Below are 23,644 nucleotides of genomic sequence, written 5' to 3'. Positions count from 1 at the left end.
GTTGTTTCGAGCTGATAGAGTGAGTGAGAACTAAGGAGGTGGTTTAAAACGGATGAGAGTAGAAACATAAAAAAGCTCCCCTAAGGGAGCTTTTCTGTTCAAGAATTTAAAGGCTACATCGCGGCATCACCCACACCCGAAGACAAACTGCATTTTATACAGCAAAATCCCGCCTAAAGTGCCTATTTTCACATTTACATGCAAAAAGTACAGTTAATCTCACCCTAAGAGGCCAAAGCTCCGATTTTCCCGATAATTTGATGTACTTTTTACAGGATTACCTCCGAAATAGGCTTCAAGGTGAAAATTAACTGTATGTTTTACAGTAGGACTTCAACCTTCGAAACCCACTACACTACAGATCCATCACTTCACCAATTGACCGCGAGTTACACCCAGCTGGTTTGTGGCTTTCAGTGAACGCCATACTTGCGTTCCGCTAATTTCACCGTCAATCGCACGGCGGTACAAATCGAGAATCTCACGCACCTTGTCCGGTGTTTCTTCAAGGAACTCGACACGGAAGGAGCGGATCCCCAGATCCATGAAATGGCTCAAGTACTCTGCACCTGATTGATCCACTGCGTTGTACACCGTATTGCGGCAGCCTTCATCTACACGAACAGGATGCGACATACCGACACGGTCTTGCAAAGAAACGCTGTGATCCTCGCAAGGACGGCCACAGTTCGTGAAGTCTGTACCTTCACTCAGGAACGTACAGTACACACAGTGCTCCGTGTGGAACATCGGCATGTGCTGATGGATAACAACCTCAAGCTTGGAGGTTTCAGCGCGGCGAAGCAAATCAACCATTTGCTGAATGTTCAAATCATACGAAGGGGTAACCTTTGAAAGACCCGCTTCCAAAAACAACGCAGCCGTTTTGTGGTTGGCTACATTAAGTGAAAAATCTCCGATTAACTGCGGTTTCGGCGCGTCCGGATTTTCCAACCGATGCTTCAAGAAGAAGTAGGCTGCGCCCGTATTTCGAATCAGCACCGCATCCGGGTTAAGCTTTAATATATGGTTAAAATAGCCCGTTTCCCCTGGCATGTAAATACGCGGTGTTACCAAAGCGATTTTGCGCCCAGCTGCACGAACGGCTTCTACGGCCGCAGGGAACTGCTTAATAAATTCGAAATCAGCGTAAATAAACTCAATTTCCGTTGTCTCAAGCACAGCCTTCACCTGATCCAGGTTACGGCAAAGTGCGGTGAGCTGAACTGCGTTTCGATCCGCTAGGGAAAGAGCTGGAGCGTTCATGGCGGCTTGGTGCTCAGCAGCAGCCTGAGGCACGTCGTCATACACGCCGACTTCACGCTTCATGTAAGCACGCGGCTTCTGCCGCTCGTCTTCCATCAGTTCAACAGCCATGCGGCGCATGCTGTTGAGTTCACGCATCGGCACGATCAGCTCGCCGGTCAGCTGCACATCCAGCTGACTGAGCTCATAAATCGTACCGCCAAGGCGCCCGAACTGCTCCGTAAAGAGCTGTTCGTCCATCGGTCTTTTCTCCGCGCGAACGAGGGAAAGCTCGGATTGTACGAATACGGTATGTCCGCCTTGAATATCCGTCCACCAGCTTTTGAGCGGCTCACCCTCTACTCCGCTGACCTTGACGCTAACCGGGAAAGTACGGTAAGGCTTGTCGGTCTCGAACGTCTGGCGCAGGCGCTTGTCCAGCTGTGGATCATTCGTCTTCCAGATGCGGTCCCCGACATGCAGACGGCCCAGTTCCACATCATTGCGGCCCATAATGATCTCAATGAGTCCACCCTCGGCTTCGCCTTCGAGTTTCTCTCCCTTGCGGCGCAAATCATAGATGCGACCGCCTTCTTCCTTCTTCGTCGGATCCCCCGCGTCGAAAACAAGCCCGTCACCGCGCTTGAGCGGCGCCTCCAGCTCACAGATTACCCCATCGCGCAAAATCTGCTTGATGCGGCCCACGAACACCCCGCGGCTCTTCGGAAACGTTCCGTCGACGAGCTGCTTATTGTTGGTTCCATTCAAGAAACCAACCGTAAATCCACGCGAGAAGCTTTGCTGAAGCTCACGAACCTCTTCTTTAGTCGGACGAGCATCCTCCCCATCGAAATAACGGTCAATCGCACGGCGATACTTGCTCACGACATTGGCCACATATTCAGGGGTCTTCAGACGCCCTTCAATTTTGAAAGAACGTACGCCAGCTTCAATAAGCTCCGGGACGATCTCTATCGCTGCCAAATCCTTTGGCGACAGCAAATACGCCACATCGCCCATCGGCTTTTGCACACCATCGACCATCAGATCATACGGCAAACGGCAAGCCTGCGCACACTCCCCTCGATTAGCGGAACGGCCTCCCCACATTTCGGAGGTTAGACACTGACCCGAATAAGAAACGCAAAGCGCGCCATGCACGAACACTTCCATTGGAAGCTTCGCTTGATCGCCGATTTGTTTAATCTGTTTTAGGTTATTTTCGCGCCCTAAGACGACCCGTTCAATGTCAAACGGCTTTGTAAACTCAACGGCCTCCGGCGATGTAATCGTCATCTGCGTTGATCCATGAATCGGGAAATCAGGAGAGATTTCACGAATCATTTTAACAAGACCCAAATCCTGAACAATGACAGCATCAACACCAGCGTCTACACAGGCCTCGATCAACTGCTTTGCTTCATTCAATTCTTCCTCAAATACGAGGATGTTGAAGGTCAGGAACCCCTTAACCCCATATAGATGAAGGAACGACATAATATCCGGCAGTTCAGCCATTGTAAAGTTGTGCGCTCGTGCCCGCGCATTAAATTTCTCCACACCAAAAAACACGGCATCCGCCCCATTGGCGACAGCCGCCCTCATGCAATCCCAATCCCCCGCAGGGGCCAGTAATTCTATATCTTCTCTGCGTATCGTACGCATGGCAGCAAATCCTTTCAATAATAGATCCTCGGGTAATCCTCAAAGTCTTCTCTTTAGTGTAACAGAAAGTTTAGGTAGGAATCTAGGGCAAGGGCAATTACAAACTTAGCCAATATCCGACAGCTCAGCTTATTTCCCAAACGTTACCTCCTAACTCATAAACCCTTTAGAAGTTAACAAACTTACCTATGAATGCTATAATGTCAAGGATAGTGACCTTTTTAGCAATCGAGGGATACCTTTGGTTTTGTCGAAAATTCGTGTTCTGAAATTAGTTGTCGGACTAGGCCTTAGCATCTTACTCATGTTTGGCCTACTTGTATTTTTGCCCAAAGTAGATGAAACCAAGCTCCTCTATGCGACGAGCGGGGATCTATACGATTCGGCAGCCTACGGAAATTTTCAGCAAACCTTGCAAGCAGGCGTCTTCATCGACAAGCAAAGCCTGCCTTCCTTATCCGCTAGCCAGCTTCGCAAGTACGATGCAATCTATCTGGATCCTTCCCTTGTACAAGATGCCAAGTGGACAGAACAAACTACGAAGCTCATGGGATATGTGAAGCAAGGCGGACATTTGTTAGTGGAAAATGGGTTTTCTACCCTCTTTCCGCTGGGTTTTCTAGGTGCTGAGAGGATTATTGACTTACAAAAAGTACCGCTCACTAGCCTTGGTGCACCTCAATTGGCCACAGACACTCAAAGTCTCAGCTACCCACAGGTACCTATTAATCTGCAAGGCTTGCAGCAAACCTTTCAATTGTTTAGTCAAAGCTACCTCAAGCATCATCTGCTAGAAGACCTGCCAGGCTTTAACATGGGATACGGCTTCGTTCCTTCCACAGGTCAAACGATCGTTTCGATGAACGTGTCTGGGAACCCCGTTTCGCTTGCTATGCAGAACCGCGTAGGCAAAGGTACCGTGCTGATCAGCAGTAACTTTCTGCCGAACCGATACTTTCCGACCGGCTACGATATGAAAAGCGGCATGGACCCTAATCTGGGTTTCGCTCAACTGGTTGCGAAATATCAAGATGAGAGTAAACCTGTTCCGGGAACGACTTATTTTAATAAAAGAGCTTTGACGATTGAGCCTTACTTTAGCTTCGAATTTGCAGCCGCGAACATGCAGTACCGCAGCGAGCTGCTCGCCTATGTGTCCAAGGAAACACTCGGTTACAGTGTACGAAAAATCCTTGGCCCTTATGGCAGGCCTGCGATGGCCTTTCAGAATCATTTTGAGGCAATGCCGGCTATTCAGCAGAAGGACGGCATTGCTTGGGCAGAGCTGCTAAAAAAGTATGACGAGATTCCCTCGTATACGCTCGTGCGCGGCGCCTTCTATTGGGGGCAATGGCGCGAGAGCTTGACGGTGCAGCTCAACACAGGGACGAACGCGCAGCCGAAATTCGTCGGTGAGCTGCCCGGCTCCGGTTACGCGAGCGGGCTTCACGTGATGTCTGCCGGCAAGCCTCTTCGGCAGGTCACGTTCCCGCAATATCGCGATCTGTCGAGCGCGATTGAACTGCCCTACCGCGCGTACCCGGCCGCCGCGGATATGAACGGCGACGGCCGCACCGATGTGCTGGCCGGCAGTGCCGACGGATTCGTGTACATCTACACGAATCTTGGGGCTGATCCGGCTGCTTACGCGACCGAGCCGCCGCCTGAGGGCATGGCGCTGCCGGACACGTTCGGCGCGCCTGTGAAGGTACAGCTGGAGTCCGGCGAGCCGCTCCAGCTTAAGCCCTATAGCACCGTTTGCGCCGCAGACGTGAACGGGGACGGCCGCACGGACCTCGTCGTTTCCGACGAGTCCGGGGCCTTGTACCAGCTGCCGCAGCTTGCTAGCGGCAGATTCGCAAAGCCCGCGGCGCAGCTCGCGGGCGGGAAACCGCTGCAGCTGCCCGGAGGGCCTGCAGCGCCGTTCGTCGCCGACATCGATGGCGACGGCAAGCTCGACCTCGTCCTAGGCGGTGCCGATGGACGAGTATGGCTCTACAAGGGCCGCAGCGCAGCGGCCCTTACACTAGACCAAGGCAGCGAGATCATCACGCTGCCACGCAATGCCACGCACGCCGCGCCAACGGCGCGTGACATGAACGGTGACGGCCGACTCGATCTCGTGGTCGGCAGCAGCGACGGGGACCTACAAGTGTATCTCCAAGGTGCCGATGGCGCTTGGACGCCACAAGGTCCCCTACAGGGCTCAACCCTGAACCAAGTCGGCAATCACGCCTTGGTTGCTGGACACAATTCCGTCCCGCTTTGGCTGGATCTCAATCACGACGGCAAAGACGATCTGGTCGTCGGAGGTATCGAGTTCGGGTCCCCCGTTTCGATTGACGACCCGCAGTTTCCTTATCAAGCGCAGTTGAAGGAATTCATTCAATATGCGCGTAACAATCATCTGGACCTTGATCCACATATGTTCGTGCATAATTTTAAAAGTGCTGAACAGGAACGCGCCGAGCTTGCTATGCATAAGCAAGCCTTCAGTAAGCTAGGTATCCCCTGGCTGCATCCTGGTACAAATCAGCATACATGGCGCGTGAATAATGAGATTGTCCAGCAAACCCTGCGAAGCGAACAGCAGGAGGGGATTTGGTTTAATTTCGGGTTTTTGCCTTCTAAATCGAAGGTCACTGCCCGTCCCGATTCGATTTGGTCGCTTCCCTTTCTCCTGCAGGATAACGAAGGGAATACGGATCCAACGATGCTGATTCATACACCGACTCCGGTGCTGCGGACAGGAGTCTATGCGACGACGGATGTTTTTGATTCCATGGTAAAATTAGATATGCCAATTGATTATTTCGAGCACATCGAGTACCATTTTCCCGTACCATCCAAAATTGCCGATTTAACCGAGTTTGCTGACTACTTTGACAAGCTTCGTACGAAGCATGATTATAATTTTATGACCGAGAAACAAATGGCGAAGTCTTTTCTAACCGCTATGAAAAGCGAGGTTCGGATCAGCCAGTCTTGGGCCTCCTATCTATGGGACAAGCTGAAAGATCGTTTATCGGGCGGCAGTCCACACTTTCATGCCACTTTGACACCGAATACAGCCAAGGTGCCAAGTTTAGCTGATGAGTATGCCACAACACTTGGTGTCGTCGTCGAAAAAGGCGAAAAACTAGCACTTTACTCCCTGCACAGCGACTCAGATATTTACACAACGATAGACAATCAGTTCTATGTAGGATTGGGTAAGCCCTCCTCGATTGGCGTTGGACCGACCAAGGAACAACTTCATGTTGTGCGTTCCAATGTACCTTTCGAGTTAACCCAACAAGGAACGACTCACCACTTAGAGGTGAAGTCAGCCGGCCTTCAGCAAGTGAAGATATTCAGTCCTACTGAACTTCTGTTTGGCGGATCACCCGAGTTGAAGATTGCGTATGACGCACAAACACATATGTACACCATTACCCGATATGGCGATTTGACGACCATTTCCTTCACCAATAAGACGCAGTGACATTAAGCTGCGTTACTACCCACTTTTACATTAATCAGGAGGCTTTCTATCATGTCTAATGAAGACTTATTAGCGCAGCTTGAGCAGCATATTCGCGAGCGTTACGAAATTGCTGAGGACGACGACGATTTTGACGTTGATGTTCATCTGTTTGATTATGGATTTATCGATTCCATCGGTGCTACTGCGCTGATCGCCCATATCGAGAAAACGTACAGCATCCAAGTGACGAATCAAGATTTAATGCTGTATTCCATGAACACCGTAAGCGAAATTGCCGATTTTATTTCCAAGAAGACTGCGAGGTAATCCACTCATGATGACATGTAAAATTTCTTTAGAGGGCCTAGCTGAAAGTCAGCATGGACAAGTTAAATATGCGTCCGCCTTTGCGGATGAGCATATTCAAGATATCACTCTTGTTGATGGCCACATCCTTATTACTCATAACTCACCGAATGGAAACGAAGGTATCACAGAGCGGGTTCAGCGTCTAATCGAACGTTTCTCCCACGGTGATTTCGGCTTCAAAGAAAATATTCTGTTCGAGCATAAAGTCAATACCCCTTACGAAGGCGATATCATCGCTGAACTCGTAGAGCGAAAAGCCATTAAGGTGTTAGAACCCGGCCTCTTCATTTTCCGTGAGCCTTTCTCCAGCTTAATGCGGTTTTTCGACTACTCCTTCGTTACGAAAATTGCCAAGCGGTTCGAAGACATGCAGGAAGAGTCCTATCCAGCGGTCATTCATAGTCATACTTTGAACAAAACAAACCATTTCACTTCGTTCCCTGAGCATATCCACTTCGTAACCCATTTGCGTGAGGATTTGGATGTCATCGAATCCTTCTCCCAATCAATCCGCGAAGCTGGCGGTTGGAACCAAGACCAACCTTTGGAACTTGATCACAACATGGTGAAGCCAAACTTCATGATGAACCCTTCAACTTGCTACCATTGCTATGAAGGATTAGAGAATGAAACACTTGAAGGTGACGGCATCGTCGTGACGGCCATTGCGAAATGTCACCGCTTCGAGTCCAAAAACCACACCGATTTCGGTCGGTTGCTCGACTTCTCCATGCGCGAAATTATTTTCGTCGGTAAGCCGGATTTCGTTAAAGAAAACCGATTGAAATCGATTGAATATCTCAAAGAGCTCGCGGTTGAATGGAATGTGGACAGCATGATGGAGATCGCTAACGACCCTTTCTTTACGAACGATTTCCAAGTGAAAGCATCTTTCCAACGTAATCAAGAGATGAAATACGAGCTTCGCTTGAGTATTCCGCATGTGAAGAAATCAATCGCCTGCTCTTCCGTCAATTTCCATAGCAATACGTTCGGAAATGCTTTTAATATTAAAATGGGCAAGCGCAACGCCGTTACAGGCTGCGTAGGCTTCGGTATCGAGCGTTGGACGTTCGCGTTCTTGGCACAGTACGGTCTCGACGAGCAGCAATGGCCAGCCACTTTCCGTGAGCAGTACCATGCTTGGCAGGAGAAGGCTCTGTAAGTGCTTAACTGTAGCTTTTATATCAAACAATAACTAAAAATGGCCCACATGATATCATTAGCTGATTCATTTTACAGCATTTTGTTAGCACGTGGGCCAAATGACTACTTCACGTGCTCTTCAATGAGCTGGTGTAAAGAAGAGTCCATCCCATACAAGATAATGAGTGATCCCGTTGAAAGCTGCTGCATTTCTCAAAAAGAATAGCTTCGTGCTCGGCTTGCTGCTAGCCATCATCGTTTCCGACCTTCTCATCTCCTGGTGGAATCCGATGCTTAGTTCACGCCGTTTTTACAAAAACGACTTTACCAAAACGCTTTACCACCACGGCTGGTCTCAATCGGGACCGGTTTTCTTCGGTAATTCGTCCGTCACGGGTGCTTATATCGAAGAGAAGTCCGACGCTCATTTAGTTGAGATGGGACTTTCTTATGGAAAATTGACCGACCTTAAGGGAATTTTGGAAAAAAACCTTTATCAGGTCAAGGATGAGCTTGTGATCGGCATCGATGTTCACACCATGCTGGACGCTCTCGAAACCGATCCAACTTACCAGTGGTTCAAACCTTGGTATCAACCTTATGTCTATACGTACCGCGATTATTTCCGTGATTCTGGTGAAGAGTTTGCTCGTAATCTGCGAAAAGGCAGCCTCGCCTACGAACCCCGGTGGATTGATAAAGAGCTGTATCCCGGTCACAAAGACGATGCCTTTCTGCAAACGAAATGGAACGATTATGACAAGCGCTTCGGCTCCATGACCCTGAAAGACTTTCAAGCGAATCTGCATGCGATGCAGTGGGTAATTAGCTACGCAAATGAGCATCACCTGCCCCTGCGTGTGATCTGGATGCCGTGGAACAAAGGCTATGCGGATCCGCCTTACGTAGCATCCCTGAAGCAAGAAGTGAACCGCCAATTGAAAGCTGCTAATGTGCCTATGCTGGATTTGATGCACACCTACGATCCGCGTTATTTCCATGACCTTGTCCACTTGAACCGTGAAGAAGGCGCTCCGCTATTTACGAAGGAGGTTGACACATGGTTAAAATCCTTAGGAAAACCATCGAAGTCCTCATCTATCTCGTGATGCTGTATTTGGTTTTCATTTATTTTACCGGCAAGGGCTTGTTTATCTACGAGAAATTCTAGTCTGTCCGAGCTTTTTGAAGTCTAGATTAGATTAATCAAGCTTTCCAAGCGAGGAGTTCTATAGCTATGTTTTATATGCACATGAACGCAATTGTCGCTATGATTGGTATGGTTGCTGTTCTGATGCTCACCCGCAAGTGGGCCGATAACAAACGCATTCTAATGATTATTTTCAGCCTCTGCTTTTTACTGCTGTTCAGCCAGAAGCTGCTCGTTTTCTATGCTGCCTTCACCGTCATTAATTATGCTGGCTTTGTTTATCTATGCCGAACAACGGTTTGGCGTAAAGCTACATTTATTTTCGCGATTGCTGCAAATGTAATAGGGGTGTTTCTCGGTGTTCGGCTTTATGTCATGGGCATTTTCCACAATCCGCTGTTTGATGCCATCATCTATTTAGGGCTCATTTATAATGTCCTTAAAGTGATCGACGCTTATTATTTCGCCTATTTCTTCGGTAAAGAAGGCCAAGTGACTGCCATTGATTACGCGAACTATTTGCTGTTCATCCCAACCTTTACCTCGGGGCCGATTCTGAAATTCCGTGATTTCATGGCGGATAGCAAAAAGCCTTACAGCGTAGACGCTGCTCTCTTCGAAGATAGTGTAAAACGGATCATCTTAGGCCTGTTCAAGAAAATCGTCGTCGTCACCTGGATGACCAGTATTTTTGATCAAGTGCTGAAACAGGATCTGCATACCCATCAGTCGCTATTTCTATTGATCTGGTTCTATGCACTCATTTACTTCGATTTCTCTGGTTATTCTGATATGGCGATCGGCTTTGGTCGATTGATGGGCTATACGATGCCTGAAAACTTCAAGCGACCACTTTTTTCTCCTTCTATGACGCAGTTTTGGCGCAACTGGCACGCGACGCTGGGCGATTTTTTCCGTGATCATATCTTCATGTTCTTCTCACGTTCTGCTCCGTCGCGCTGGGTTGCCTCCAGCTTGTCTGTTCTGATCATGGTCTTAATTGGTTTATGGCATGGTTTTACATGGCTTTATTTCTTCTATGGGCTTTATCATGGGATCATTCTGGCTATCGAAAATATATTTAAAATCACGACCGTTAACAAAAAGAAAGTATCCAAAACCTATTTCTATTTCCGCTGTTTGGTGACACAAGCGTTGGTAACTTTCTCAGTAATTATTTACAGTTCCAATTATGAGACGGTCCTTCGGATCTATAAAGGTTTGCTTCATTTCACACGATGATAGTGGTATAATTTGTAATGGTTGTTTACCATTTATGGAGGTGTTCCTATGAAGTTAGGCGTTTTTATGGTTCTGTTTGGTGGAAAACCTTTTGAGGAAGCTCTGGATTACATTGCTGCGAAAGGCTTGGAAGCAGTTGAAATTGGTACTGGGGGCTATCCCGGTACAGCACATTGCAACCCAAGTGAACTCCTTGCAGATGCAGGGAAACTAAAAGCATTTAAACATGCGGTGGAATCCCGCGGTTTAACAATCAGCGCACTTAGCGCTCACGGAAACCCGCTTCACCCGCAAAAACACATCGCCAAAGAATTTCATGATGCCATTATACAAACGATTGATCTTGCTGAGCGCCTAGAGGTACCTGTCGTTAACACGTTTTCTGGCTGTCCTGGCGACCATGAGGATGCCAAGTATCCGAACTGGCCGGTAGCACCTTGGCCTAACGATTTCCAAGAGATTCTGGACTGGCAGTGGGGGAAAAAAGTTATTCCTTACTGGACTGAAACAGGCAAATACGCTTCCGACCGTAATGTGAAAATTGGACTGGAGCTGCACGGTGGATTCTCCGTACATACGCCGGCAACCCTTCTTCGTCTGCGCGAAGCGGCTGGGGAAGTGATCGGAGCCAATCTTGACCCAAGTCACATGTGGTGGCAAGGTATCGATCCTGTTCAAGCCGTTCAAATTCTTGGCCGTGCCGGAGCAATTCACCATTTCCACGCCAAAGATACATCCGTTGATGTGAACAACGTAAACCGCCATGGTGTAACCGACATGCAGTCTTACGCTAACATGCTCGACCGCGCTTGGCAGTTCCGTTCCGTTGGTTATGGTCATGATATGAAGGTTTGGGCTGACATCATCAGCGCTTTGCGCCTTGTTGGTTACGATTATGTTGTCAGCATCGAGCACGAAGACGGATTGATGTCTGTTGATGAAGGATTTTCAAAAGCGGTTCAAAATCTCCAACAAGTTCTCATCAAGGAACCTCTTGGTGAAATGTGGTGGGTTTAAAGCTAAAGTTGTTAGTTAGATAGAACAAAATAAAAAAGCCCGCAGGCTCCTATGATCTTACGATCTTAGTCCTGGGGGCTTTTATCTTGTTTAGCCTGAATTACCAGCCTTTGATCATAACGACATCCATGATGCCGAATACGATCAAGGCAACACCCGCAAATCCTAGGGCAAACAAATTTCTTCTAGGGTTGATCACCTGTCTGATGAACGCGATGGCGATGATTACCGTGAAGATCAAAACATAAATATCAAAGCTTGTATAACTGCTTGTCGTTGCTGCTGCTTCTGCTAATAACACGGTGAAACCTCCTTATAGTAACTCGGTGCAAGGCACACGTCCTGCTATTTTAATTCTATGTTAGCTTGATTGGGCACTAGATGCAAGTGATTACACTCATGTGTAACAAGTTTGTCACCTTTTGGTTAGATTGACCAGTTCATTCAAAACAATTTAACACATTAGATCGTTATTGTGGAAACTTGAAAAGACGGTCGCGAATCAAGTCAATGATTTCTTCTTGATGAATCGCGATTTTCTCAAACCTGCCTCGTAAGTATAAAATGTCCATCTCTTCGAACATTTATAACTCTGGGCATGCTGAGATTCAATGCTTAGCGTAAGGTTTGCAAGGTGCTTTGGTCAAAACACCTGTATTAGCTCAACTAGCTCACTGAAATTTTGTCTGACGCTTCTTAAATCATAGAAAATAAATGAACCCAAATCTCCACTAAAGGACATTCGGGTTCTATAGGTTTTCGTAGGTTGAAGGGCTCCCGATTTAAACGACTAGGCCGTACATGTGGGTAGACTCCTTATGCTCCTCTATGGATGTATGTAGTTGTTTCTCAACTAGTTCTTTCTCTTGCCAAGCTAAGAATCGGATGGGGTCGATCCCTAAAGTAGAAACAATCTGTTGTATCTCTAACGTCGGTTTCATAAACAAGCCTCCATAAAGTAGATAGATTAGGACTGCCTATATCTCTCGATCATGAATAGTTAGTAGGAGGGATATTTTCGTGTGCAACTGATAACTTAATTATAGGGCTAATCTCCTATATTTAGATAGAGGGTAAAATTGTCGAAGCATGTATCATTCAATTAAGTCTTCACAAAATTCATATTAACTTAGTTGGAATTAAAATTTCCTTCTGTGTACGAAGGAAAATGAACAAACAAATAAGCATGGACTCACGACATTATATTCGTGAGTCCATGCTTATTCTGGAGCCAACGCTAACCGACTGATTCTTCAAGTACTTCTAGGCGCTTCGCGTAGTTCTCAGAGCGCTCCCGATCCCGTTCGAGGATCGGTTTCAAATACTGGCCGGTGTAAGATCCGGCCACCTTCACGACATCTTCCGGCGTACCGGAAGCCACGATTAGTCCGCCGCGGTTGCCACCCTCGGGGCCTAGATCGATGACGTGGTCCGCCGTCTTGATCACATCGAGGTTATGCTCGATGACAAGCACAGTCTCACCGTTCTCGACAAGACGGTGGAGCACCTTCAGCAGACGATCGATATCGTGGATGTGGAGCCCCGTAGTGGGCTCATCCAGGATGTAGATCGTCTTGCCTGTACTGCGGCGGTACAACTCCGCCGCGAGCTTCACACGCTGGGCTTCGCCGCCGGACAGCGTCGTCGCTGGCTGGCCAAGTGTCATGTAGCCCAGCCCGACATCCAGAAGCGTCGTCAGCTTACGATGAATACGCGGCAAGTTCTTGAAGAACTCACAGCCGTCCTCAATCGTCATCTCGAGCACTTCAGAAATGCTCTTGCCCTTGTACTTCACTTCCATCGTCTCACGGTTATACCGCTTGCCTTTACACACTTCACAAGGCACGTAAACGTCTGGTAAGAAGTGCATCTCGATCTTGATGATGCCGTCTCCACGACAAGCCTCACAACGGCCGCCCTTCACGTTAAAGCTGAATCGGCCCTTCTTGTAACCACGCACCTTAGCCTCATTCGTATTCGCATAAACATCACGAATATCGTCAAATACACCCGTATACGTTGCTGGGTTGGAGCGAGGCGTACGACCTATCGGAGACTGGTCAATATCAATGACTTTATCAATGTGCTCAAGCCCAATAATTTCCTTATGTTCGCCGGGACGAACCTTTGCTCCATTTAAATCACGCGACAGGGTTTTGAACAAAATTTCGTTAATCAACGTACTTTTTCCTGAACCGGATACCCCAGTTACACAGGTGAATATACCGAGCGGCACTTTAGCCGAGACGTTGCGCAAATTATTTTCTTTGGCGCCTTTGACCTCGATCCATTTCCCATTCGGCTTGCGTCGCACTGCCGGAATAGGAATGAAACGTTTGCCGCTGAGGTATTGCCCTGTAAGAGAGTTTTCGTCTTTCATCAACTCTTTAGGCGTACCTTGCGCAATGACTTGTCCGCCATGAATACCGGCACCAGGTCCGATATCGATAATGTAATCGGCAGCCATCATCGTATCTTCGTCATGTTCCACGACGATCAACGTATTACCAAGGTCGCGCATATGCTCGAGCGTCTGAATCAGACGCGTATTATCTCTCTGATGCAGTCCGATACTGGGCTCATCCAAAATATAAAGGACACCCATCAAGCTGGAACCAATCTGAGTTGCCAAACGTATCCGTTGTGCTTCTCCGCCCGATAATGTTCCTGCGGCACGATGCATCGTTAAGTAATCAAGGCCTACATTCACTAGGAACCCTAGGCGAGCTCTGATTTCTTTGAGAATCAAATTGGAAATCGTCAGCTCCCGTTCATTCAAGTCCAGCCCTTTGAACCATTCCTCAGCGTCACCAATCGAGAGGGAAGTTGCATGAGCAATGTTTTTGCCATTGATCGTCACAGCTAACGTTTCTGGCTTCAGACGTTGTCCTTTACACTTCGGACAAGGCTTCGTGCTCATATACGTCTGAATGTGCTCTCGGATCCCCTCAGAGAACGTATCTTTGAATCTGCGTTCTAAGTTGCGAATGATACCCTCGAAAGGAACTAGCGCTTCCTTGCTTGCTCCCATATCATTCTCATAGCGGAAGCGAATCTTCTCCCCGCCTGTTCCATAAAGGATAACCTTCATCTGATCACTGCTTATCTCAGATACAGGCACATTGCGTGGAATGGAATAATGTTCACAAACCGCCGCAAGAAATTGCGGATAATAGTTGGAAGTGCTGCCGGCCCAAGCTTCGAACGCTCCTTCTTCAATCGTTAGCTTAGCATCAGGAACAAGTAAATCAGGATCAACGATCATCTGACTGCCTAGTCCGTCACAGTCGGGACAAGCACCAAAGGGACTGTTAAACGAGAACATTCTAGGCGCTAATTCTTCAACACTGAAGCCGCACTCCGGACAGGCTAAGTTCTGGCTAAAGAGCAGCTCTTCTTTATCAATGATATCGACGATTACCCGGCCATTTGCCAACTTGAGCGCTGTCTCCAGGGAATCCGCAAGACGAGTTTGAACATCCTCTTTGATCACGATTCGGTCAACAACGACTTCGATCGTGTGCTTCTTATTTTTGTCGAGTTCAATCTTCTCAGAGAGATCGACCGTTTCACCGTTGACACGTACCCTGACGAAGCCCTGTTTTTGAATATCGGCAAGAAGCTTCGTATGTTCGCCTTTGCGTCCTGAAATAAGGGGAGAAAGAATCTGGAGCTTCGTACGTTCCGGATACTCCATAATGCGATCCACCATTTGTTCCACGGTTTGGGATGTAATCTCAATTCCATGGGTGGGGCAATGCGGTCGTCCAATTCGAGCATAAAGCAAACGCAAATAGTCGTAAATCTCCGTTACTGTCCCAACCGTTGAACGCGGATTGCGGCTTGTTGTCTTCTGATCAATGGAAATAGCCGGTGATAGACCTTCAATGGAATCTACATCCGGCTTATCCATCTGCCCTAGAAATTGTCTGGCGTAGGCGGATAGCGATTCTACGTATCTGCGCTGACCCTCCGCATAAATCGTATCAAAGGCAAGTGACGATTTCCCCGAACCGCTTAAGCCCGTTAGGACAACAAACTTATCACGCGGAATCGTGACATCTATGTTTTTCAGATTATGAGCTCTAGCTCCTTTAATGACGATTTGATCTCTAGACAAGGGTACCCTTCCTCTCCTATGTGAAGCTGAAACCCCTTCTAGGCTTCAGCTTTCATTTCCATAATAGCATCACGCAGCTGTGCGGCTCGTTCGAACTGTAGGTTCTTCGCAGCCTCTTTCATTTCGCCTTCCAAACGCTCGATCAGTGAAGCACGATCTTTCTTCGACATCTTCGCACCTTTCACATCGGCCAGATAATCGGCTTTCTGTTCAGCTACCTTCGTCGCTTCAATAACATCGCGAATTTTCTTGGCAATCGTTTGCGGCGTTATCCCCATCTTCTCATTATGCGCTTCCTGAATACTGCGTCGACGGCTTGTTTCATAGATCGCTTTTTGCATGGAATCGGTAATTTTATCTCCGTACATAATGACGCGACCATCCGAGTTACGCGCCGCACGGCCGATGGTTTGAATCAGCGAACGTTCAGAGCGCAGGAACCCTTCTTTGTCCGCATCCAGAATTGCAACCAGCGATACTTCTGGTAAATCAAGTCCTTCCCGAAGAAGGTTAATCCCCACGAGAACATGAAAAGTCCCCAATCGCAAATCACGTAAAATCTGCATACGTTCAAAGGTTTTAATATCGGAGTGCAAATATCGAACTTTAATGCCTATTTCCTTGAAGTAATCGGTTAAATCCTCCGACATCTTCTTCGTTAACGTAGTGACGAGCACCCGTTCATCTTTCCGAATCCGATCATGAATTTCAGCTAGCAAATCATCAATTTGGCCCTTGGTTGGTCTTACCTCAATAATGGGATCCAATAACCCTGTAGGACGAATGATTTGTTGCGTCATTTCCGGACAATGTTCCAACTCGTAGGGTCCGGGTGTAGCTGATATATATAAAATTTGACTGATTTTCTCCTCAAACTCCTCAAAACGCAGAGGACGGTTATCGAGCGCAGATGGCAAGCGGAATCCATGGTCAACCAAGACTTCTTTTCTCGCCCTGTCTCCATTATACATTGCGCGAATCTGCGGTAAAGTCACATGAGATTCATCGACCATGAAAAGCATATCGTCTGGGAAATAATCTAAAAGCGTATAAGGCGTAGCCCCCCTCTCACGGAATGTCAGCGGTCCTGAGTAGTTCTCAATGCCCGAGCAGAACCCCATCTCTTGCATCATTTCCATATCGTAACGCGTCCGTTGTTCGAGCCTCTGTGCTTCCAACAGCTTCCCCTGCTCTTTCAGCTCGGCAAGACGCTCCTCAAGCTCCCGCTCAATATTCACGAGCGCTCGCTTCATTGTATCCTCGTGTGTCACAAAGTGAGACGCCGGAAAAATCGCGATATGATCTCGTTCGCCGATAATCTCGCCCGTTAGCACATCAATTTCCGTAATCCGTTCAATTTCGTCACCGAACAACTCAACTCTTACCGCTTGTTCGCCATGCGAAGCCGGGAAAATCTCAACAACATCTCCGCGAACGCGAAACGTCCCGCGGACGAAGTTCAAATCATTACGCTGATATTGAATGTCCACAAGCCGGTGTAGAATCTCGGTGCGCGATTTCTCCATCCCTACACGCAAAGAAAGCAGCATATTTCCATATTCAATTGGCGAACCCAAGCCGTAAATACACGACACACTCGCGACGACAATAACGTCACGGCGTTCGAATAATGAGCTTGTCGCTGAGTGGCGAAGCTTATCAATCTCTTCATTTATGCTGGAATCTTTCTCGATGTACGTGTCAGAGGAGGCAATGTAGGCTTCTGGTTGGTAGTAATCATAGTAACTAACGAAGTAGGAGACGGCATTATGAGGAAAAAACTCTTTGAATTCGCTGCACAGCTGTGCGGCTAATGTTTTGTTATGCGCAATAATCAAGGTAGGACGATTCAACTTTGCAATCACTTGCGCTGCTGTGAACGTTTTCCCTGTTCCCGTCGCACCTAAAAGCGTCTGGTGCTTATTACCCGCTTGAATACTTTGAACAATTTCCTCAATCGCTCTAGGCTGATCGCCTTGCGGAGAAAAGTCAGATACAAGCTCAAACTTCTTAGAGCTGACTTCAAGTTCATTCATCACTAATCACCTACACTTATGGAAATAAATCAAACTTTTATCCTATTCACTTTCCTTTTGCAATTTCCGATATAAAAGTTTATGGAACGTGTTCGTCCGACTATGAAGGATTCTCTAAATCATCCATCATAAGAATGTTTGTTCTGGTTTTTCCATTATACTCTTTTTGAATCATTGATGCAAACGGCAATATCTGTTACGGCCTGTAAAAACACCTTGCTGCGACCCCAACGAATTTATCAGGCTGCTTTTATGTTCCCTATACTTTTTATGCTAATTAGGAGTGGTACAGTCATGGATTTGACAACGGTTTTAGGATTACTTTTAGGTCTTGCAGGTTTAGTCGGCGGGTATATGTGGGATGGCGGTCACATCGGTTCTTTGATCATCCCGAGCGCCATGTTGATCGTGTTCGGTGGAACCTTTGGAGCCGTAGCCATCAGCTTTCCTGTCTCCATTTTAGCCAAAATCCCTAAAGCTCTCAGCATTGCCTTCAAAGAAGTAAAGAGAGATCCCGGAGCAACGATTGATGAGATTGTAGATATGGCTTCTATCGCTCGAAGAGAAGGTGTTCTTGCTCTCGAACAGCGCGCACAGGAGCATCAGAATCCATTCCTGAAAGATGGTTTGTTGATGGTAGTGGATGGAACAGATCCTGAGTTAACCAGACAAATTCTTGAGCTTGAAATGGATGCAATTGAGCATCAGGTTGATAATATGTCCAAAGTGTTCGAAGCCGGAGGCGGCTATGCGCCTACTATGGGTATTATAGGTACCGTTATGGGACTCATTCACGTTCTCGGTAATCTCGCGGACCCATCCAGTCTCGGGCCTGCTATTGCAGTAGCCTTCACAGCTACCCTTTACGGGGTTATGAGCGCCAACTTGGTCTATCTTCCGATTGCTAATAAAATTAAAGTTCGCGGCAAAGAAATGGTATCTGAAATGGAACTGATGTTAGAAGGCATTCTTGCCCTGCAAGCCGGTGAGAATCCACAATTAATTAAGAAAAAACTGAATTCCTTCCTCCACGATAAAAAAACAAAAACAGTAGAGGAGGATGCTAATAATGGCGAGGAGAGGTAGAAAGCACCAGGAACATGTCAATCATGAGAGATGGCTCATTACCTACGCTGATTTAATCACCCTTCTGCTTGTTTTCTTCATTATTATGTATGCAATGAGTAAAGTCGATGTTCAAAAGTATTCCGTTTTGGCTCAAGTATTAAACATGCAATTCCAGAAAGCGGATTCGGTTTTGGATAAAGGCAAAGGCATCAGCGGTCAAATGACCCCAAAACAGGGTGACGCCGATAGCAAGGACAAGGATTACACCAAGCATAATCAGGACGTTCAGAAGGAAGAGAAAGATAAAACAAAGCCTGCGGATAATGAAAAAGAAAAACGTGAAAAGGAACTTCAAGATCTTTTAAAACAAGTGCAAGCCTATATTAAGGATCAAAATCTGGAGGCACAAGTATCAGCTAGCGATACGGAACGCGGCGTGGCTATCACGCTGAATGACTTGTTCCTGTTTGACCTAGGAAAAGCTGACCTAAAAGCGGCCTCCTCGCCTATTTTGCAAAAGCTTGCTTCACTCTTCCCCACGCTGAACAGCAAGGTAAGTATAGAAGGTCATACAGACAATTTACCTCTGGCTCCGGGATCACCTTTCAAAGATAACTGGGGACTATCTTTCGCCCGTTCCCTTTCGGTACTTCGCTATTTTAGCGATACGGCCAAACTGGATAACAACAAATTTATTGCTACGGCTTATGCCGATACGATGCCCAAAGCAGCCAACACCAGTGATGAGAACCGCAGCAAAAATCGCCGCGTAGAAATCATTGTTCTGCGTGATGGGCTGGCTCCCACAACTGCGCTTAAATAAGCAATAGAGACCCTACCTCTCATCAGAGAGATAGGGTCTTCTTTCTTACATGGATTTCGTCGAATCATTGGATAACAAGCCGGTCAGTTTACTTCGCAAAAAGGAAAACAGATGCAAGGATCGATGCTCAGTGAAGTACAGAGCCTGCTGATCCGGAGCTAATATAATGCCTAACTGATGATGATCACCAGCGTAAATAGCTCGCTGCATAAAGCGTACCTCGCCCTGCTCATTCAGCACTTCCAGCCTGCAGAAGGCGGAATTAAGCCCCATAGCAACGTGCAAATCGGTTTTGCTTTTGATTTTGTGACCATTCACCTTATGAATGAGTTCGCCTGTTTGAATACCTAGCTCGTACGCAGGGCTATTCGGCACTACTGACAACACCATGAGTCCTCGTTGCGAGTGAACGTAGAAAGGAACCTGCTTCGCTTCCGTCCATTGATTATAGCGAATCAATCCTTCATGCAAAGCAATGCTTAAAACGGCCCCTAAAAGCAGGATCGGCGGCCAAAAATGAGCGGCAATCGCTGTAACTAGCAGGATGACCCCATATAAGTAGAGCATACTTGCGCTGAAACGGGCTTGTTTGCGTGGAAGCTTCGATATCGTTAACTCAGTGAAGCCAATCATCGCCGGAAAGGCAAGCAGCGTCCACCCTGAGGCAAGGTTCGATCCAAACAGCGTTTCCCATGGAAGACCCTGTACACTTCCCCCTGTCAAAGGCACCAGCAGGAACAAAGGCACAGGCCAGAAGCCTTGCAGCTGTTGACCGCCGATAATTTGCCCACGTTTGCCTTCGAGAAACAATGGAGTCGTCATACGTGCTCCTTGGAATCCGACAAGCGTACCCTCTAGGAGATGAAGGACTGCGACAATAACCAGTAATGAAGGGATATCCGCATTTGCTACAATATCCAACGGAGGCACCGCCTCTTGGAGGCTTGATGCATTCGGTATCCAAGATAGAATCACCTGCGCGATTCCCAGAATACCAACTGCATAAGCTAAACACAGGAATCTGACACGCAGCATAACTAGTATGACCGATAGGACCCATAATAGAATAACCGTACCCGCTTGAATGTTTACACCTACAAAAAGCATGAGTACGGAGGCGATGATACCGCCTATCCAACCCCAAAGCACGGTGCGCCACGTCTCGTTAAGCAAAGAATGCAGGCGTGTGTGAAACAGCTTACGCTCCATCTGAATCTGCCTGCGATAGTGCAGCACTATAAATAAAATACCTATATAGTAGAAAGGATTCGCAAACAACTGCCCCACTGCCTGCAGCAGTCTGTCCAAGAGTTGAATCAACACATCCATAACGAATCTGGGCTCCTCGATAAAAAGAAAATAGGAAGGCTGCCGCTGCAACCTTCCTACACTATTTCGACTACGAGAGCTTATTTCCTGCCTCTCTCGGCGAATTTCCAATATCTAACCAACATTATTTCCCGATTTGCTTCTGGATTTGCCCTATAGCTGCTTTCAGCTGTAAGTCATTTTTGGCTTCACGGATTTGCGCCAAAATCGACTTCTCGATTTTACTCGCTGTGTCCGTGTCTACCTCGCCTGTCATTGGTAATCCGTTCGTCCGTTGGTAGGCTTTAACAGCTGTGGCTGTCTTATCATTAAAATAACCATCGGTACGATCTGGGTTAAAGCCAAGACCAGCTAGCATGAGCTGCAAATTTTTCACATCATCGCTCGTTGTATCTTGTTTAAGCACGCCTTTCTTAGAGAGAGGAGCTGCTTTGAAATACCCAGGCTGCTCAACTGCGATATCAGGCTGAATCCCCGTTTTGTGAATCCAGTTACCGTTCGGCGTTAACCATTTGTACACCGTCATTTTAATATTGCTGCCGTCTCCCATTTCCTTCTCGAAAGTGACCTGAACGGTCCCTTTACCATAGGAGGTTTCGCCAATAATTTTACTTCCGACAGCTTCTTGGAATGCTCCAGCCAAAATCTCCGAAGCACTCGCACTTCCCTTGTTGATAAGCACAGTAACCGGGTAGTTCTTACCTGTTCCTGTTGAAGGCGTCGGCTCCCGCTTCCCGTCTCGATTCTCTACTTGGACGATCGGTTTTCCGCTCTTGACGAAAGGATTCACGATGTCTACGACTACGTTCAAAAGACCGCCAGGATCATTACGCACATCGATAACAAGACCCTTCATCCCTTTGGCCTCAAGATTCTTCAGCTCTTCAGCGAAGCGTACCGCAGTATTGGAGGAGAACTGGCGAATCTCGATTTTCCCAATTTGGTCCTGCAGCATTTCGCCATAAACTGTTTCAACGTCAATATTATCTCTAACTACAATGACTTGAACCGGATCGCCAGCACCTTGACGAAGTAAATCTAGTTTCGCCTGCGTCCCTTTAGGTCCGCGGATTTTCATGACCGCTTGGTTGAGGGTAAGCCCATCCAACTTCTCCCCATTAACTGATACAATTACGTCTTTGGATTGAATACCGGCTTTCTCGGCAGGAGATCCTTTGATTGGAGACACGATAACGAATTTACCTTCCTCAATTGAAACCTCTGCCCCTATGCCTTGAAAAGAGGAAGTAATACTCTCATCGAACTGCTTCGCTTCTTTCTGATCCATATATACGGTGAACGGATCTTCCAGAGACTCCAGCATGCCATTAATCGCGCCGTTAACCAGCTTATCATGATCCGGCTGCTTCAAATACTTGCTCTCGATCAATTGAAATGTTGTAGAGATCTTGGTTAAATCCTTGCTCGATAGTCCGGAAGAAGTGGCGGTAGTTGCAGCTGTACTGCCCGCTGGCTGCTCTTTGCGCCCCCATGAGAAGGATGAATCTACAACCGTAAGTGTTACAATACTGCTTGCAAACATGGCTAACAAAATAAATACAATGACCGTACGTCCTTTGAATTGCAAAGCGCGATTCACCACCTTTTTCCTAAAACCCATTTGAGTTTGCCTGTTTGTAGTATATGACAAGCTGTTCCTGTTTTATAACCAAGTTGTCCTAGCGCAAGAATGGTTTAGGATCGGTTGGCACTTCATTCACCCTAACTTCAAAATGCAAATGGTTCCCTGTCGATTGACCCGTCGAGCCAACACCTGCAATTTTCTGTCCACGTTTCACTACATCGCCAACTTTGACGTAGGTCCCATCATTCATGATATGTCCATAAACCGTCCATAACCCATTCCCATGATTCACGATGATGCAATTTCCGTAACCGTTCATCCATGAAGCATAAATGACCGATCCGTTCTCCGCAGCACGAATCTCCGTACCTTTGGGTGCTCCTAAGTCAATTCCTTTATGGCTTTCAGCTCTGCCTGTGATTGGATTGATCCTATTGGTAAAATCGGAGGTAATGGGCGCTTGAACAGCTAGTGGATATCCCAGCTTCCCGCCGGCATAAGTGAAAGGCGACTTCGTATTACTAGCTGCCCGCTTCTTCTCCTGCAGATCGGCCTCTTGCTTAGCTATCTGAGTAATCTGCTTATCGCTTTCTTCGGAAATATCCTCTAGTACCTTCTCTTGCTTGGTAAGAGACGCAATCTTAACTTCCTTAGCCTTCTCTTTTGCCTGCAGATCGTCCCGAAGAGCATCCGCATCCGTGTACAGCGTCTTCACCTTCTCAAGCTGCTGCTCCGTCTCTACCTTCTTCTGGGCAACCGTCTCTTTATCTTTCTTATTCGACTCTAGTACAACTTTATCTTGATTCACAATAGCTTTCAAAGCTTCTATACGGTTCAAGAAATCAGAAAAACTTGTCGCGCTAAGCAGCACGTCCATATATGAAACAAAACCGTTCATATACATCAAGCGAACACGGGATTTCAGCATTTGATCGCGACTCTCAACGCGCGCAACCGCTTCATCCAATTGCTTAGCGTTGTCCTCTAATGTACCCGATACTTGGTCGATTTGCTCATTCAGATTCGCGAGCTTCTTACTAGCCTCATTGACCTGATCGAGAAGTGTTTTCATATCCTTCGTCGTCTGATCTTTCTCTGACTGAACCTTCGTTATTTGATTTTGGGCATCATTCGCTTTCTGCTGCGCCTGCGCCTTCTGCTTCTTAAGCTGAGTCAACTGCTGATCGATCTTATCCGTTGTCGAAGCGGCATAACCCGCATATGGAACCGCAAGCGAAGCCGCAATCCCCAAAGTCAACACCAAAGGTAGAATCTTCTTCTTCAAGCACATAGCCTCCCTATCATCAAAACCCTGGTACTCATTAAATCATTTTATTCTTTCGAATCTCTTAGTCTCTTATCTTTTAATCTATGAATCTTTGA

16 protein-coding genes are annotated in these 23,644 nt (G+C 47.2%); 8 read left to right on the top strand and 8 right to left on the bottom strand.

The features are described 5' to 3' along the window. Positions 1-366: 366 nt before the first annotated feature. A complete protein-coding gene (locus tag BLT91_RS26905; RefSeq protein ID WP_090826905.1) occupies positions 367-2,910 on the bottom strand; it encodes a U32 family peptidase in 2,544 nt (847 codons plus the stop codon). A 247-nt stretch (positions 2,911-3,157) separates the two neighbouring features. On the opposite strand from BLT91_RS26905, the gene BLT91_RS26900 reads away from it, so the two are divergent. From BLT91_RS26900 to BLT91_RS26875, 6 genes are all read left to right on the top strand, one after another. Continuing rightward, complete coding sequence (locus BLT91_RS26900) at positions 3,158-6,394, top strand: FG-GAP repeat domain-containing protein (protein ID WP_254777151.1); 3,237 nt, start codon at positions 3,158-3,160, stop codon at positions 6,392-6,394. Between the two features lie 51 nt (positions 6,395-6,445). Then, complete coding sequence (locus BLT91_RS26895) at positions 6,446-6,703, top strand: acyl carrier protein (protein WP_090826896.1); 258 nt, start codon at positions 6,446-6,448, stop codon at positions 6,701-6,703. A 7-nt stretch (positions 6,704-6,710) separates the two neighbouring features. Further along, positions 6,711-7,910, top strand: coding sequence for a class-II aminoacyl-tRNA synthetase family protein (locus BLT91_RS26890; protein WP_254777150.1), 1,200 nt, complete (start codon positions 6,711-6,713; stop codon positions 7,908-7,910). Positions 7,911-8,076: 166 nt separating this feature from the next. Continuing rightward, positions 8,077-9,000 (top strand): hypothetical protein, encoded by a 924-nt coding sequence (locus BLT91_RS26885; protein ID WP_368086861.1) that lies wholly within the window; start codon positions 8,077-8,079, stop codon positions 8,998-9,000. Between the two features lie 128 nt (positions 9,001-9,128). Beyond that, positions 9,129-10,283 (top strand): MBOAT family O-acyltransferase, encoded by a 1,155-nt coding sequence (locus BLT91_RS26880; RefSeq protein WP_090826894.1) that lies wholly within the window; start codon positions 9,129-9,131, stop codon positions 10,281-10,283. A gap of 48 nt (positions 10,284-10,331) precedes the next feature. After that, positions 10,332-11,300: a sugar phosphate isomerase/epimerase family protein gene (locus BLT91_RS26875; protein WP_090826892.1), complete on the top strand. Its 969-nt coding sequence runs from the start codon at positions 10,332-10,334 to the stop codon at positions 11,298-11,300. Between the two features lie 100 nt (positions 11,301-11,400). On the opposite strand, the gene BLT91_RS26870 is transcribed toward BLT91_RS26875, so the two are convergent. The 4 genes from BLT91_RS26870 to uvrB all read right to left on the bottom strand — a co-directional run bounded on the left by BLT91_RS26870 (position 11,401) and on the right by uvrB (position 17,456). Next, positions 11,401-11,601, bottom strand: coding sequence for a hypothetical protein (locus BLT91_RS26870; RefSeq protein ID WP_090826890.1), 201 nt, complete (start codon positions 11,599-11,601; stop codon positions 11,401-11,403). A 481-nt stretch (positions 11,602-12,082) separates the two neighbouring features. Beyond that, entirely contained in the window at positions 12,083-12,241 is a 159-nt protein-coding gene (locus BLT91_RS32035; protein WP_175532540.1) for a hypothetical protein, read from the bottom strand. Positions 12,242-12,537: 296 nt separating this feature from the next. Continuing rightward, complete coding sequence (gene uvrA, locus BLT91_RS26865; RefSeq protein WP_090826888.1) at positions 12,538-15,420, bottom strand: excinuclease ABC subunit UvrA; 2,883 nt, start codon at positions 15,418-15,420, stop codon at positions 12,538-12,540. 38 nt (positions 15,421-15,458) lie between these two features. After that, on the bottom strand, positions 15,459-17,456 hold the full coding sequence (gene uvrB, locus BLT91_RS26860) for an excinuclease ABC subunit UvrB (protein ID WP_090826886.1): 1,998 nt from the start codon (positions 17,454-17,456) through the stop codon (positions 15,459-15,461). A 294-nt stretch (positions 17,457-17,750) separates the two neighbouring features. Here uvrB and BLT91_RS26855 point away from each other — a divergent pair, with 294 nt between their 5' ends. Both BLT91_RS26855 and BLT91_RS26850 read left to right on the top strand, forming a co-directional pair. Then, on the top strand, positions 17,751-18,542 hold the full coding sequence (locus BLT91_RS26855) for a flagellar motor protein (RefSeq protein WP_090826884.1): 792 nt from the start codon (positions 17,751-17,753) through the stop codon (positions 18,540-18,542). After that, positions 18,526-19,347 carry an OmpA/MotB family protein gene (locus tag BLT91_RS26850; RefSeq protein WP_090826882.1) on the top strand — a complete coding sequence of 274 codons (822 nt, stop codon included), beginning with the start codon at positions 18,526-18,528 and terminating at the stop codon, positions 19,345-19,347. Before BLT91_RS26855 ends, BLT91_RS26850 begins: the two co-directional genes overlap by 17 nt. Before the next feature lie 45 nt (positions 19,348-19,392). Here the strand turns inward: BLT91_RS26850 and BLT91_RS26845 are convergent, their stop codons facing one another. The 3 genes from BLT91_RS26845 to BLT91_RS26835 all read right to left on the bottom strand — a co-directional run bounded on the left by BLT91_RS26845 (position 19,393) and on the right by BLT91_RS26835 (position 23,552). Continuing rightward, positions 19,393-20,676: a PDZ domain-containing protein gene (locus tag BLT91_RS26845; protein WP_090826880.1), complete on the bottom strand. Its 1,284-nt coding sequence runs from the start codon at positions 20,674-20,676 to the stop codon at positions 19,393-19,395. A gap of 124 nt (positions 20,677-20,800) precedes the next feature. Continuing rightward, a complete protein-coding gene (locus BLT91_RS26840) occupies positions 20,801-22,264 on the bottom strand; it encodes a S41 family peptidase (protein WP_090826877.1) in 1,464 nt (487 codons plus the stop codon). Positions 22,265-22,355: 91 nt separating this feature from the next. Further along, positions 22,356-23,552, bottom strand: a complete 1,197-nt coding sequence (locus BLT91_RS26835) for a murein hydrolase activator EnvC family protein (protein WP_254777149.1) — start codon at positions 23,550-23,552, stop codon at positions 22,356-22,358. Positions 23,553-23,644 lie beyond the last annotated feature (92 nt).

It is taken from the genome of Paenibacillus sp. yr247, from assembly GCF_900103825.1.
Classification (GTDB): Bacteria; Bacillota; Bacilli; order Paenibacillales; family NBRC-103111; genus Paenibacillus_E.
This window is presented reverse-complemented; position numbering and strand designations above follow the sequence as displayed.

Coding starts and splice junctions, on each gene's coding strand:
- uvrB (WP_090826886.1), bottom strand. CDS start 17,456: ATGAATGAACTTGAAGTCAGCTCTAAGAAGTTTGAGCTTGTATCTGAC.
- BLT91_RS26880 (WP_090826894.1), top strand. CDS start 9,129: ATGTTTTATATGCACATGAACGCAATTGTCGCTATGATTGGTATGGTT.
- BLT91_RS26875 (WP_090826892.1), top strand. CDS start 10,332: ATGAAGTTAGGCGTTTTTATGGTTCTGTTTGGTGGAAAACCTTTTGAG.
- BLT91_RS32035 (WP_175532540.1), bottom strand. CDS start 12,241: ATGAAACCGACGTTAGAGATACAACAGATTGTTTCTACTTTAGGGATC.
- BLT91_RS26890 (WP_254777150.1), top strand. CDS start 6,711: ATGATGACATGTAAAATTTCTTTAGAGGGCCTAGCTGAAAGTCAGCAT.
- BLT91_RS26835 (WP_254777149.1), bottom strand. CDS start 23,552: ATGTGCTTGAAGAAGAAGATTCTACCTTTGGTGTTGACTTTGGGGATT.
- BLT91_RS26855 (WP_090826884.1), top strand. CDS start 17,751: ATGGATTTGACAACGGTTTTAGGATTACTTTTAGGTCTTGCAGGTTTA.
- BLT91_RS26905 (WP_090826905.1), bottom strand. CDS start 2,910: ATGCGTACGATACGCAGAGAAGATATAGAATTACTGGCCCCTGCGGGG.
- BLT91_RS26895 (WP_090826896.1), top strand. CDS start 6,446: ATGTCTAATGAAGACTTATTAGCGCAGCTTGAGCAGCATATTCGCGAG.
- BLT91_RS26845 (WP_090826880.1), bottom strand. CDS start 20,676: ATGGATGTGTTGATTCAACTCTTGGACAGACTGCTGCAGGCAGTGGGG.
- BLT91_RS26850 (WP_090826882.1), top strand. CDS start 18,526: ATGGCGAGGAGAGGTAGAAAGCACCAGGAACATGTCAATCATGAGAGA.